We start from the raw sequence: 13,196 nt of genomic DNA, 5'->3' as shown, positions 1-13,196 counted from the left end.
TGGTGCTCTCGCCCACGGTGTGCGCCGGTTAGGGTCGAAACCGGGGGACACATGGTTCGGCGTTCGGTGACACGCCTTCAGGTCAGCGGCCACCGCTTCCTGATGCGCAGAATGGAATACGCGTTGGCGTGCCGGGACACCCGCATGCTCGACGACCCGATCCGCAACCACACGACGGCCATGGCCGCCGGTGTGGTGCTGGCCGCGATCGCGGTGGCGGTGTGCGCGGTGCTGGCGCTGTTGCGACCGCACGGCAGCCTGGGCGCCGACCCGGTGGTCATGGTGCGCGACTCCGGCGCGATGTACGTGCGGGTCGGTGACACCTTGCACCCGGTGCCGAACCTGGCGTCGGCACGGCTGATCGCCGGAACGCCGGCGGTGCCCCGGTTGGTCAGCGCCGACGCGGTCGCCGATGCCGACCACGGCCCGCTGATGGGCATTGCCGGCGCACCGGGCGATATCGCGGCACCGCTGGCACCCGACCAGCACGCCTGGACGGTGTGCGATGACAGCGGTGCGGGTGGGGATGCCACCACGACGATGATCATCGGTCCACCCGTGCGGCTGCCCGACGCTCCGCCGGTGCTCGTCACCGCCGGGCAGGAACGGACACCGGGTGTCTACCTGGTGCACGCCGGGCGCCGGGCGGCAGTGGATCTGCGGGACCGCGCGGCCGTCCGGGCACTGCACCTGGACGGCATGGTTCCACTGAAAGTCTCTGCGGCGCTGCTGGATCCGCTCCCAGAGTCGACGCCGATAGTCGCACCCCAGGTGCCCGGTGCCGGAGACCCGGGGCCGCCCGGGTTGACGGACTTGCGGGTGGGGGAGGTGCTGCGGGTGCCGCGGGCCGGCGAGGCCGACCACTATCTGGTGCTCGCCGACGGCGTGCAACGGGTCGGCCAGATCGCGGCGGATCTGATCCGCTTCGCCGATACACACGGCGGCAGGGAGATCCCCGAGGTGCCCGCGGACCGGATCGCCTCGGTGCCGGTGCTGGACACGGTGCCGGTGACCGACCTGACCGATGCGGCCGTCGCCGGAGCGGATTTCGACGGTGTGCTGTGCACGCGCTGGCAATGGCAGCGGACCGGAGCGGCACCCCACACCGCCGTGCTGGCACCGGAGGCCACGCCGGTGTCGGGGCGGGTGCTCGAGCTGGCCCAGGGCGACGGCGCCGGCCCGGCGATCGATGCCGTGGCGGTCCCGGACGGGCACAGTCTCTACGTCCGGGCGGCAGGCGTCGCCGGCCAGGGTGTGTCGACCGGACCGCGACACCTGATCACCGGGTCCGGGGTGGCGTTCGGTATCGCCGGCCCGGAGGCCGCACGCGCGCTGGGATTACCGCAGACACCGGGAGTCGCGCCGTGGCCGCTGATCGCACTGCTACCGCGCGGCCCCGAACTCAGCGCCGCCCGTGCCACCCTCGTGCGGGACAGCATCGACGCGCCGGGGTGACCGGTGGCCCGGCACCAGCGCCGACCCGACCGCCAGGGCGGTGCATGCCGCCACGCCGAGCAACGCGAACCGCCGTGCACCGGAATCCGGCACCGCGACAGCGGCCGGTGGCAACGGGTGCGGCGGGGAGGGCTCCGCGGGGCCGGCGATGCCGCGGATGGCGGCAAGCACGTCGACCACACCGTGTCCCACCGACGGGTTCCAGCCCGACGGCGGATGCTGCGCGGTGCTCTCGATACGGTGCATCACCTGCCGAGCCGTCAACTGCGGCGCCGCGGCGCGAATCAGCGCCGCAACACCCGACACCACCGGAGCCGCGTAGCTCGTCCCGGAAATCGGCTGTGCTGCAGCGGCTCCCGGCATGACATCCACCAGGCCCTCGCCGATGGTGCTCAGCGACACCACCGATTCGCCGGGTGCGGCGACGTCCACCCACGGTCCCGCCAAGCTGAACGCCGACGGTGCGCCGTCGGCATCCACCGACCCCACGGTCAGCACGTAATCGTCATACCAACTCGGGCTCGCCACCACCTCGACCCCGTCCCAGTCGGGTTCGGCCGCCGCGCCGGGAAACGTGTTCTGTTTCGGGCAGGTGCCCTGTCCACCGACGTTGCCCGCCGCGGCCACCACCACGACATTGCGGTCGTCCACCGCGTAGGCCACCGCGGCGCCCAGCGCCCGGTCATCGAGGCGATCGGTGACCGCGAGGCAGGCCACCGACGAGATGTTGATGACGGTGGCGCCCTGGTCGGCGGCCGTCCGGATCGCCGCCGCAAGCGAATCGACATCGCCGACGCCGTCTCCGCCGGCCGCGGCGGAGACGCGGAACTTCATGCTGGACTGGCGGATCGCGAGAACGGCGGCGTCGGGGGCGATACCGCTGAACCCGCTGCCCGGGTCGGGAGCCGCACCGATGATCCCGGCGACGATCGTGCCGTGGCCGTCGCAGTCGGCGGTGCCGTCCCCGTCGGCGACAAAATCACCACCCGGAACCAGGCGCGGTAGCAGCCGGTGCCGGGCCACGCCGGTATCGATGACCGCCACGGTCTGACCCGCGCCGCGCGACCGGATCCACGCGGCACCCAGGTCGGGCCGCGCCACCTGGGTGCCGGCGTCCGCAGGCGGGGCGGCGACACAGGACGCGATCTGCTCGGTGGCCTGACCAGGCGCGGCCGGCCCTGCCGGCGGCAGCATCCGGCTGTCGACCGGTGGCGGGCCGATCGCCAGCGCCGGTGCCGCCGCGGCCACCGGCGCCGCGCCCAGCACCACGGCCGCGAGCACCGGCACCGCCCGGCCGGCGATCATCCGATACTCGACGATCGCACCAGTTCGTAGAGACCGCACACCCAACCCGCCAGTGGCACCACGGCAGCCAGCAGCACACACTCCGCGGTGTCGGCGCCGCGAACCCACAGCACCCGCTCGCCGCGGCGAGCGCCGGACCAGGCAGCCAGGGCAACGGTCAGCACGACCACCGGCCCGGCATACCGCGGGGCCGACACGGTCGCCAGTGCGAGTGCCGCCGAGGCCGCAACGAGGCCACACCAGCCCAGCGCCGTGCGACACCGAGGATCGGCGTAGAACCGGATGCGCAGCAGCAGAAGTGCCGCAAGTACCGCAGCCAGCATGAGTCGGCGCGGCCAGGACGGGCCGTCCGCGCCATCGAAGACCAACGCTGCGACCCCCACCGTGACGGCGGCGCCGGCCCCGGTGACCAGGCCGGTGCACAGCGTCCGACCGTCGACCGCGGCCGCCGCGGATATCGGCGCGGCACCCTCCGCGGACCCCTCGCCCGGTAGCGGGGGCCGCAGGCCGGTGAGGGCGACGGCGAGCCGACCGGCAGCTCCAAGCACGGCCAGGGCCAGCACGCCGAGGAGCGCGCCGGCCGCGGCCAGATCCACCGGCAGCACCAGCGCGACCGCGGTGGCCGCGGTGACCAGCGCGGCGGCGGTCGCCGTGGCGGTGAGCAGCCACACATCACCGCCCGCCGCGCGCAGCAGCCAGACCGAGGCCGCGCAGCCCGCGGCCGCCCCGAGTGCCACCCCCGGAGCCCAAGCATCCCCGGGCACCGCGAGAAAGCCTGCCACGCTGACGAATCCGACGCACAACCCGTCCACTGTCACACCTACCTCGGGCCGGCGCCACGCCACCAGGATGCAGATCGCCGCACTGAGCACCGCGGTGCCCGCCGCCAGCCATGGCAGGCCGCCGTGGGCACCCGAGTAGCCGAGAGCGGCCACCGCGATCAGGCCGGTGCATGCCCACCGCGCGGCCGAGGTGTCGCCGGCCGGATCGGGCCCCTCGGCGTCACGGACGGTGCGGAACGGATCGTCGTGCAACGGGCCCGGTGCCGGGGTGCCCACCGGGGACAGCACCATGACGTCACCGTCGGATATCCCGCTCTCGTGCAGCGTCATCGACTCATCGCAGGGGCCGCCGAGCAGGCGGTCCAACCGCCAGCCCGCCGGCGCCGGCGCCGGTGCCGGTGCCGGTGCCCCGTTACCGATGACGAGATCGACGATATCGGGCAGCAGCAGACCCACTTCGGCGTGCCGGGGCAGCGCGACATCGACCACCTCCGGTCGCACGGCATTCTGAATCGATATACGGCACAACGGATCATCCATCGCCGACCCCCTGACAGCGTCCTGAGATCAGGGTAGCCGGGTGGCGGGGATCTGCCCCGCACCAAAATTCGGGGGAACCTGGCGGGCGCCCGCTGCGTCGAAACAACAATGGAATCACCGAGCGACAGACGTCCGCGGCTCTCGGCCGTGCCGGGCGCGCAGATACATGTACGGCGGCCACCGCCCGTGCCGGTGGCCGAGCCGCCCGGGCCGCTGACGCGCCTGCTGCCGGTGCTGACGCTCGTCGCGGTCGGCGGTATGGCGGTGCTGTACCTGACATCGGGGCCGGGGGTCACGGCGGCACGCAACCCGATGTACCTGGTCTTCCCGGTGCTGATGGCGGCGTCGGTGCTCGGCACGCTCGCCCACACCAGCCGTGGGCGGACCGCCGAGCTGAACGCCGGCCGCCGCGACTACCTGCGCTACCTGGACGGTGTCGCCGCCCAAACCGAGGAAGCCGCACGCACGCAACATGTTCGGCAGCACTGCAGGCACCCGGATCCGGTGCTGCTGTGGACTCTGGCCGGCGGCGGACGGATGTGGGAGCGCACACCGTCGGATCCCGACTTCTGCCATGTCCGGCTGGGCCTGGGCCCGGTGCCGCCGGCGGCCGAGTTGGTGGTCGCGGTCGCCGACCCGGTGCCCGAGGCCGACCCGGTGACCACCGCGGCGCTGGACGGGTTGGTCGCGTCCCGCGCGGTGGTGGCAGGCCTGCCCGTCACGGTCGACATCGCCGGGCATATCGGCTTCGCCGGCGAACCGGCCGCCGTGGCCGCACTGGTTCGCGCCATCGTGTGCCAGCTGGCGATGTGGCACGGCCCCGGTGCGGTGTGTGTGACGGGTCCTGCCGGCCCGCAATGGGACTGGCTGAAATGGCTGCCGCATCATGTACCGCGACCCGGCGCCGGCGGGTCCGCGTACACGGTGGTGATCGCCGACGGGGTTGGGCCCCGGCCGAAGGGCCCCGGCATCGCCGTGCTCGACCTCACCGGTCACGCAGACACCATGGTCGACCTCGCCGACCTCGACCGGGTGGACGGCCTGTCGGCTGCGCAGGCACGGATGTGCGCACGCCGGCTGTCCCGGTGGCGCGCCGGTAGCGGCCCCGACACCGGCGGTACCAGCTGGACGGATCTGATCGGTATCGCGGACACCCGCGAGTGGGACCCGGTGCGGGGATGGCAGCGGCGCGCGGACTCGCAGCGGCTGCGGGTTCCGATCGGCGTCGGCGACGGTCCGGACAATCGGGGCGACCCGGTGGAACTGGACCTCAAGGAGGCCGCCGAACACGGTATGGGTCCGCACGGGCTGTGCATCGGGGCCACCGGATCGGGCAAATCGGAGGTCCTGCGGACGCTGATTCTCGGCCTGGTGGCCACGCATGCGCCCGACGATCTCAATCTGGCCCTCATCGATTTCAAGGGTGGCGCCACGTTTCTGGGCTTCGAGCGGCTCGCCCACGTGTCGGCGGTCATCACCAACCTCGACGATGAGGCCTACCTGGTCAACCGGATGCACGAGGCGCTCTCCGGCGAAATGAACCGCCGGCAGCAGATCCTGCGGACGGCAGGAAATTTCGGGAGCGTCGCGCAGTACCGTCGGGCCCGCTCGGCGGGCGCCGATCTGGCCGCGCTGCCGGTGCTGTTCATCGTCGTCGACGAGTTCTCCGAGCTGCTCAGCCAGCGTCCGGAGTTCGCGGAACTCTTCGTGACGATCGGGCGCCTCGGCAGGTCGCTGGGAATGCACCTGCTGCTGGCCAGCCAGCGTCTGGACGAGGGTAGGTTGCGGGGTCTGGAGACTCATCTGTCCTACCGGGTATGCCTGAAGACGTTCTCGGCCAGCGAATCCCGATCCGTGCTCGGAGTGTCGGACGCCTACGAACTGCCTGCCGCGCCGGGGGCCGCGTACCTCAAGACCGCCGATGGACGGCTGGTGCGGCTGCGCACGAGCTACGTCTGCGGGCCGGACGTCCGCGCGAACAGCGTGGACCTGCGCCCCCACCGATTCACCTCGACACCGGACGGCGTTGCCGCACAAGCACCTTCGGGTGCCGAGGCCACCGCCACGGTGCTGGACACCGTGCTGGACCGGATTGCCGGCCACGGCACACCCGCGCACCGGCTGTGGCTACCCCCGCTGCCGGCCGCCCCGGACTGGTCAGACCTGTTGTCCCGGCACGATGACGCCCGACTGACCGCGCCGATCGGGCTGGTGGACAACGCCTTCGCCCAGCGTCGTGACCCGCTCACCGTCGACCTGAACGGCGCCGGTGGTCACGTCGCCGTGGTCGGTGCGACACGGTCGGGCAAGTCCAGCACACTGTGCACCTTGCTGCTGGGGCTGGCCGCCACGCACAGCCCCACCGATATCCAGTTCTACTGCCTGGACTTCGGCGGCGGCATGCTGGCCGCGCTGCAGCACCTCCCGCACACCGGGGTGGTCGCGGGGCGCGGGGACATCGAGCTGATACGGCGGACCGTGGCGCAGCTGGAAGCGCTCGCGCGCCGCCGGGAAGCCGGCGGGCGCAACGGGGCACCCGACGGTTACGGCGAGGTGTTCCTGGTGGTGGACGGGTGGGGTGAGCTCCGACAGGTCGACGACGAGGTGGAACACGCGATCACCGCGATGACCGCGCACGGCCTCGCCCTGGGAATCCACATCGTGCTCACCGCGTCGCGCTGGGCCGAACTGCGTCCCGCCGTCAAGGACCAGCTCGGTACCCGGATCGAGCTGCGGCTCGGTGAACCCGCGGAATCCGAGATGGACCGCAAGGCGGCCCGCCATCTGATCGGCGGTCCGCCCGGCGCCGGGGTCACCCGCGACGGCCGTGTCTCGGCGATCGCGCCACCACCGCTGGACGCCATCGATGCCATCGCCGCAGACCTGCGCACGCGCCACTCGGGCCGCGGCGCGATCCCGGTCCGGCTGTTACCTGCCCTGGTGGAGCGCACCACGGTGCCGGCCACGGGCGCCGGGCCGACGCACGTCACCATCGGTATCGGCGAGTCCGAACTGCGGCCGGCGGTGCTGGATTTCACCGAGAGTCAACATCTGATCGTGTTGGGGGACAGCGGTTGTGGGAAGACGTCGGCGCTGCGGACGTTGTGCACCCAACTGATCCGGGCCGCTACACCGGACCGCGTGCAGATCCATCTGGTCGACCTGCGGCGGACCTTGTTGGGCGTGGTCGACGCCGACCACCTCGGCGGGTACCTGATGTCGACGGCGATGGTGCAGGCACACCTGCCCGGTGTCGCCGAGCAGCTGCGCGCCAGATTGCCGGGAGCCTCCGTCACCCAGCAGCAGTTGCGCGACCGTTCGTGGTGGTCCGGACCGGAGATCTACGTCATGGTCGACGACTACGAGCTGGTCTGCGGAGCAGGCCCGGACCCGCTCGCGCCGCTGCTGGAATTCCTGCCGCACGCCCGCGATATCGGTCTGCACGTGGTGATCGCCCGGCGCGCCGGGGGAGCGGCGCGGGCATTGTTCAACTCGGTGCCGACCACCATGCGCGAACTCGGGTGTGCGGGGCTGCTGATGAGCGCAGCGCCGGACGAGGGTGCCCTGCTGGGCGTCGCCCGGCCCACTCGGTTGCCACCCGGGCGGGCCGTCCTCACCACCGGGGGCCGCGGCGGCGAGCGTGTGCAGATCGCGTGGACCGCCGAGCCGTGAACGCGACGGTACTGATCATCGGGCCCGGTGCGGTGCGTGGCCCGCACCCGGTCCCCGACGCGTTGGTCGGTGCGGCCATCGATGCCATCGATGACCGGCATGTGCTCGTCGAGGAGCGCCCGGTCACGGTGTCTGGACTGTGGACACAGATCATCGCCGCGGCCACCGGCGACCCGCCACACCGGCTGCTGCTGGTGTGCCCGGGCTGGTGGAGCGACGCCCGCTTGGAATGCCTGCGCCGCGCGGCGGCCCCGCACTGCGCTCACCTCGTGATCCTGCGACGACACGAGGTGTGGGCATCGTCGGCCCGGTGCATCATCGAGATCGCGCCCGAGTTCGTGCTCTGCCGGTTGGCAGGCTCGCCGGTGTCGGCGACACCCAGGCTGGGTGCCACCGCCGAGGTGGCCGGCGCCGTCACGCGCGGTGTCCTCGGTACCGGGCCGGTGCTGATCGACGCGCCGGCGGGGGTTCCCGGGGCGGCCGAGGTGGCCGCCGCCCTGGCGGGCCGGCTTCGCGGACGGGACGTGCAGATCGTCGACGATGCCGCGCTGGCGTCCGCGCTCGCCGGCAGGCGGCGAGCGCCGCCGGCACCGCCGCGCACGAAGATGTGGGCGTGGGCGGCGGGCACCGCGTTGGCCCTCGCCGTGCTCGCCGTGCTGGTCGCGGTGCCGTGGGGCGCCCCGCCCGCAGCACACCCCACGACACTGCTGACCGAGGGCCGGGTCACGGTGCGGGTACCCGCCGGCTGGGTGGCGCGACGGATCACCGACGGCCTGGGTTCGCCACGGGTGGAGGTGTTCGCGCCGGGACAGGATGCCGCCGCGATCCTGCTGACACAGTCGGTCGGCGGGCCGGACCTGACCCGCACCGCCGAGATGCTGGCGGCCGCGCTGGAGGTGCAGCCGCCGGGGGTGTTCACCGAGTTGCGCACCGACGAGAACCGCGGTGGACGCAGCGTGCTCGGCTACACCGAGACGCGCACGGACCGCGAGATCGTCTGGGCGGTATTCCTCGACGGGCGGGTACGCATCGCCATCGGCTGCCGTCAACCCGCCACCGGTGTGGTGATCCGGCCGCACTGCGATGAGGCGATCCGGTCGGCGCATGCGGCGTTGTGACCCGAATCCGCCACAAACGGAACCGTTTCCGGGCCCGCTGCGTCCTATTCACAACAGCCATTCCACGGGGAGGACGATGATGACCGCACTGAACACCGACCTGGAGCTGATGGGCTCCGTCGCCGGCCAGATCGATGCCCGCAACGCCGAGGTCCGGGCCATGCTCGGGACCTTCATCGGGCGGATGTGCAGCGTGCCCGCTTCGGTGTGGGGCGGCGCGGCGGCGGTGCGTTTCCGTGAGGTCGTCGACCGCTGGAACGCCGAATCGCTGGCATTGCACAACGCCCTGGACCGCATCGCCGAGACCATCCGGTTCAACGAGCACACGCTGCGCGAGGCCGCCGACGCTCACTCCCACCGCATCGCCGCGGTGACCCACCAACTGTAGAGATAAGGACCCCGTCCCATGGACATGATGCTGACCTACAACTTCGACGAGATCGAATACACGGTGCGTCAGGAGATCCACACCACGTCGGCCCGTTTCAACGCCGCGCTCCAGGAGCTGCGGGCCCAGATCGCCCCGCTGGACCAGACCTGGACGGCGGAGGCGGCCGAGGCCTACCGTGCCGAACAGCTGCGCTGGGACCAGTCGGCGGCCGCGCTCAACGACATCCTGTTCCGATTGGGCAACGCCGTCCGCGACGGCGCCGACGATGTCTCGGCGACCGACCGGCGCGCCGCGAGCGCCTGGGGCCGCTGACCCGGGTCGGGCGCCGATGACCCTGTGCGGTCCCGTGTCGGGGGAGAGACCGGCGGGACCGCACAGTCATGGCGTGCATCGGAGAAGGACGAACTCGATTCACAGTGTCCACCGTCAACTACCCTGGTCCCATGCGCCGGTGCCGGCTCGTCGGCTGTGCGCGGGGAGTGTGAACTTGGTGGCGATATCGAAGACGACCGGCGGCCGCGTACCGCCGGCGCAGGTGCGCGCCGTCCATGACCTCTTCGTCGCAGGTGAGGTCGACGCGTCCTATCTCGATAGTGTGCCGCTGCGCCGGGTCGTCGCCGAGAGCTGGCAGCGCAGTCTGGCCACCGGCGTGGACCCGGACAGCATGGGTCGCACGGCGGAGGCCATCAACGCCCTCGACGAGCTGCGCAAGTCCCACCCGCTGGCGCCGACGCTGCCGCTGATCCGCCGTCTGCTCGTCGAAGATGCCACCGACGCGGGCGTCGTCGTCGCCATCACCGCCGCCGACGGCACCCTGCTCTGGGTCGAGGGAGACCGGCTGGCCATCCGCAAGGCCGAGGCGATGAACTTCGTGCCGGGCACCGACTGGAGCGAGAACATCGCCGGGACCAACGCACCCGGGACCGCGCTCGCCCTGGACCGGGAGGTGCAGATCCGCGGGTCCGAGCACTATTCGCGCATCGTGCATCCGTGGAACTGCACCGCGGTCCCGGTGCACGACCCCGCCACCGGGGTGCTGCTCGGGGCCATCGATCTCACCGGCGGATCCAGAGTGGCCGCGCCGGAGACCCTGGCGTTGGTGCGCGCCACCGCGGTCGCCGTGGAGAACCAACTCGCGCTGCTCCGTCTGACCGGGCCCGCGCAGGACCCCGTGGCCACCAAGACCGCCGCGGCCCCCCGGCTGTCGGTCCTGGGCGCCGACCGCCCGCGCTGGCATACGGACTCCGGTTCCACCACGCTGACCGGCAGGCACGCCGACATCCTCGTGCTGTTGATCCGTCATCCCGAGGGGCTCAGCGCCGACCATCTGGCGATGTTGCTCGATGACAAGGATCTCGACGTGGTGACCATCCGGGCCGAGATGTCCCGGCTACGACGGGTGATCGGAGGCAGCTACATCGCGTCCCGGCCCTACCGGCTGCTGACCCCGGTGGCCAGCGATATGGGCGATGTCCTCGACGCGTTGCAGGCCGGAGATGTCTCTGCGGCGCTCACCGCGTACGCCGGTGCGCTGTTACCGCAGTCGGTGTCGCCGGCGATCGGGCGGCTGCGCACCGAGCTGATGACCAGCCTGCGCGGCGCGGTCCTGGCCGGTGCGGATCTCGGTCTGCTGCGGCGTTGGCTGGAACTGCCCGACGGCCGTGACGACCGGCGGGGTTGGACCCTGCTGCACGATCACGCCGAGGCCGATCCGGTGGCTCGGGCCGGCGCGCGCGGACACCTGGCCGGGCTCGATTCCGAACTCGGCTGACCGCGGTAGCCGGTCTGCCGGCGGGGCATATCGGATTGTCGCGTTGCAACCGTGATGCAACCTCTGCGCACCTAGATTTAGTGACGACCGACACACCACGGTGTCACAACGCAGGAGAAGCCATGACTGTTTATGCACGTCCGGGCGCCGAAGGCGCCCTGATGTCGTTCCAACCCCGTTACGACAACTTCATCGGCGGGCAGTGGGTGGCGCCGAGCGCCGGCCGCTACTTCGAGAACCCCACCCCGGTCACCGGCCAGGTGTTCTGCGAGATCGCCCGGTCCGATGAGTCCGATATCGAGAAGGCACTCGATGCCGCGCACGCCGCCGCGCCGGCCTGGGGCAAGACCTCGGCCGCCGAACGCGCGGTCATCCTGAACAAGATCGCCGACCGGATCGAGGAGAACCTCGAATCCATCGCGCTGGCGGAATCGTGGGACAACGGCAAACCGATCCGCGAGACGCTCAACGCCGACATCCCGCTCGCGGTCGACCACTTCCGGTACTTCGCCGGTTGCATCCGTGCGCAGGAGGGCTCGCTGTCGGAGGTCGACGAAGACACCGTCGCCTACCACTTCCACGAGCCGCTCGGTGTGGTCGGACAGATCATCCCGTGGAACTTCCCGATCCTGATGGCGGTGTGGAAGCTGGCACCGGCGCTGGCGGCCGGTAACGCGGTGGTGCTCAAGCCCGCCGAGCAGACACCCGCCTCGATCCTGTATCTGGTCTCGCTGATCGGCGACCTGCTGCCCGCCGGTGTGCTCAACGTGGTCAACGGCTTCGGTGTGGAGGCCGGTAAGCCGCTGGCGTCGAGCAACCGGATCGCCAAGATCGCCTTCACCGGGGAGACCACCACCGGGCGGTTGATCATGCAGTACGCGTCACAGAACCTCATCCCGGTGACCCTGGAGCTCGGCGGTAAGAGCCCCAACATCTTCTTCAGTGACGTGTTGGCCGCCAACGACGCCTACCAGGACAAGGCATTGGAGGGGTTCACCATGTTCGCCCTCAACCAGGGTGAGGTGTGCACCTGCCCGTCACGCAGCCTGGTCCACGCCGACATCTACGACGAGTTCCTGGCGATGGCGGCGATCCGCACCAAGGCCGTGCGCCAGGGTGACCCGCTGGACACCGAGACGATGATCGGTGCGCAGGCCTCCAACGATCAGCTGGAGAAGATCCTGTCCTACATCGAAATCGGCAAGAACGAAGGCGCCCAGGTGGTCACCGGCGGCGAGCGTGCGCAGCTCGGCGGCGATCTGAACGGTGGCTTCTACGTGGCCCCGACGATCTTCACCGGGCACAACGCCATGCGGATCTTCCAGGAGGAGATCTTCGGCCCGGTCGTGGCGGTGACCTCCTTCACCGACTACGACGACGCGATCAAGATCGCCAACGACACCCTGTACGGCCTCGGCGCCGGGGTGTGGTCGCGCAACGGCAACACCGCATACCGTGCCGGCCGTGACATCAAGGCCGGCCGGGTGTGGACGAACTGCTACCACCAGTACCCGGCGCACGCCGCGTTCGGTGGCTACAAGCAGTCCGGCATCGGCCGGGAGAACCACAAGATGATGCTCGACCACTACCAGCAGACCAAGAACCTGCTGGTCAGCTACAGCAACAACGCACAAGGGTTCTTCTGATGAGCGCTTGGGCGAGGAAGAGATTGCCTAGCTGATGGACTCCCCGGCAGCCCGGGTGTTGATCACCCGGGCTGCCGCTGGGCTGGTAGTGCATCTTCAAAACCGGAACGGCGCGTTGATGTTTCGCCAGTCCGGCGGCTTTGGTGTGAGCCCCATGCTCATGTGTCATCCCGTCGGCGAATTCTCGATCGAGGACAGTGATGTCCTGCTGGGCATGCTCGACGTCGTCTCGGGGCGCCAGCGCTACGGCGTTCCGGTGTGGGTGTCGGGACCGCAGATGCCGGCATGGGAACACAGTCAACTCGTCATCGACGTGGAACCCGGCCGCGGGACCGGGTTCAGCCTCGAGGAATCAGAAGGTATGCGGTTCATCTCGCTGGCCCGGGTGGTCCCGGCGCACGCGACATCGATGCGGTCCGCCCAGCTACCGTAGGACCGGCCCGGTATTACCCCTTTCGACGTTAGGAGCAGCGTTGCCCGATTTCGTCGCGGCGATCGATCAGGGCACCACCAGCA

The 13,196-nt window shown here is 70.9% G+C and carries 10 protein-coding genes; 8 read left to right on the top strand and 2 right to left on the bottom strand.

Going from position 1 to position 13,196, the window contains the following annotated elements; translation table 11 throughout:
• Positions 1 to 66 precede the first annotated feature (66 nt).
• Complete coding sequence (gene eccB / locus A7U43_RS24790; RefSeq protein ID WP_231963458.1) at positions 67 to 1,455, top strand: type VII secretion protein EccB; 1,389 nt, start codon at positions 67 to 69, stop codon at positions 1,453 to 1,455.
• Here eccB and mycP read toward each other — a convergent pair.
• The gene (gene mycP, locus A7U43_RS24785; protein WP_068000254.1) at positions 1,384 to 2,760 is read right to left on the bottom strand and encodes a type VII secretion-associated serine protease mycosin; all 1,377 of its coding nucleotides are present in this window, start codon (positions 2,758 to 2,760) and stop codon (positions 1,384 to 1,386) included. The genes eccB and mycP overlap by 72 nt on opposite strands.
• Complete coding sequence (eccD, locus tag A7U43_RS24780) at positions 2,757 to 4,082, bottom strand: type VII secretion integral membrane protein EccD (protein ID WP_082902303.1); 1,326 nt, start codon at positions 4,080 to 4,082, stop codon at positions 2,757 to 2,759. Before eccD ends, mycP begins: the two co-directional genes overlap by 4 nt.
• 108 nt (positions 4,083 to 4,190) lie before the next feature.
• Here eccD and eccCa point away from each other — a divergent pair, with 108 nt between their 5' ends.
• The 7 genes from eccCa (at position 4,191) to A7U43_RS24745 (ending at position 13,113) form a co-directional block, all read left to right on the top strand.
• Entirely contained in the window at positions 4,191 to 7,754 is a 3,564-nt protein-coding gene (gene eccCa / locus A7U43_RS24775; protein WP_082902302.1) for a type VII secretion protein EccCa, read from the top strand.
• Positions 7,736 to 8,872: a type VII secretion-associated protein gene (locus tag A7U43_RS24770; protein WP_082902301.1), complete on the top strand. Its 1,137-nt coding sequence runs from the start codon at positions 7,736 to 7,738 to the stop codon at positions 8,870 to 8,872. The genes eccCa and A7U43_RS24770 overlap by 19 nt, the downstream gene beginning before the upstream one ends.
• A 79-nt stretch (positions 8,873 to 8,951) precedes the next feature.
• Positions 8,952 to 9,260 carry a WXG100 family type VII secretion target gene (locus A7U43_RS24765; RefSeq protein ID WP_411289597.1) on the top strand — a complete coding sequence of 103 codons (309 nt, stop codon included), beginning with the start codon at positions 8,952 to 8,954 and terminating at the stop codon, positions 9,258 to 9,260.
• Between the two features lie 18 nt (positions 9,261 to 9,278).
• Entirely contained in the window at positions 9,279 to 9,575 is a 297-nt protein-coding gene (locus tag A7U43_RS24760; RefSeq protein ID WP_068000249.1) for a WXG100 family type VII secretion target, read from the top strand.
• A gap of 178 nt (positions 9,576 to 9,753) precedes the next feature.
• Positions 9,754 to 11,034: a GAF domain-containing protein gene (locus A7U43_RS24755; protein ID WP_068003702.1), complete on the top strand. Its 1,281-nt coding sequence runs from the start codon at positions 9,754 to 9,756 to the stop codon at positions 11,032 to 11,034.
• Positions 11,035 to 11,156: 122 nt separating this feature from the next.
• Positions 11,157 to 12,680 (top strand): aldehyde dehydrogenase, encoded by a 1,524-nt coding sequence (gene adh / locus A7U43_RS24750; RefSeq protein WP_068000247.1) that lies wholly within the window; start codon positions 11,157 to 11,159, stop codon positions 12,678 to 12,680.
• Between the two features lie 145 nt (positions 12,681 to 12,825).
• Positions 12,826 to 13,113: a DUF779 domain-containing protein gene (locus A7U43_RS24745; protein ID WP_231963456.1), complete on the top strand. Its 288-nt coding sequence runs from the start codon at positions 12,826 to 12,828 to the stop codon at positions 13,111 to 13,113.
• The last annotated feature ends 83 nt before the right edge of the window (positions 13,114 to 13,196 follow it).

Origin of the sequence: Mycobacterium adipatum (assembly GCF_001644575.1) — a bacterium.
Taxonomy (GTDB): domain Bacteria; phylum Actinomycetota; class Actinomycetes; order Mycobacteriales; family Mycobacteriaceae; genus Mycobacterium; species Mycobacterium adipatum.
The sequence above is the reverse complement of the archived record's forward strand: the minus strand, read 5'-3'. Positions and strand labels throughout refer to the sequence as shown.

Coding starts and splice junctions, on each gene's coding strand:
- mycP (WP_068000254.1), bottom strand. CDS start 2,760: ATGATCGCCGGCCGGGCGGTGCCGGTGCTCGCGGCCGTGGTGCTGGGC.
- eccD (WP_082902303.1), bottom strand. CDS start 4,082: ATGGATGATCCGTTGTGCCGTATATCGATTCAGAATGCCGTGCGACCG.
- eccCa (WP_082902302.1), top strand. CDS start 4,191: ATGGAATCACCGAGCGACAGACGTCCGCGGCTCTCGGCCGTGCCGGGC.
- A7U43_RS24765 (WP_411289597.1), top strand. CDS start 8,952: ATGACCGCACTGAACACCGACCTGGAGCTGATGGGCTCCGTCGCCGGC.
- A7U43_RS24760 (WP_068000249.1), top strand. CDS start 9,279: ATGGACATGATGCTGACCTACAACTTCGACGAGATCGAATACACGGTG.
- adh (WP_068000247.1), top strand. CDS start 11,157: ATGACTGTTTATGCACGTCCGGGCGCCGAAGGCGCCCTGATGTCGTTC.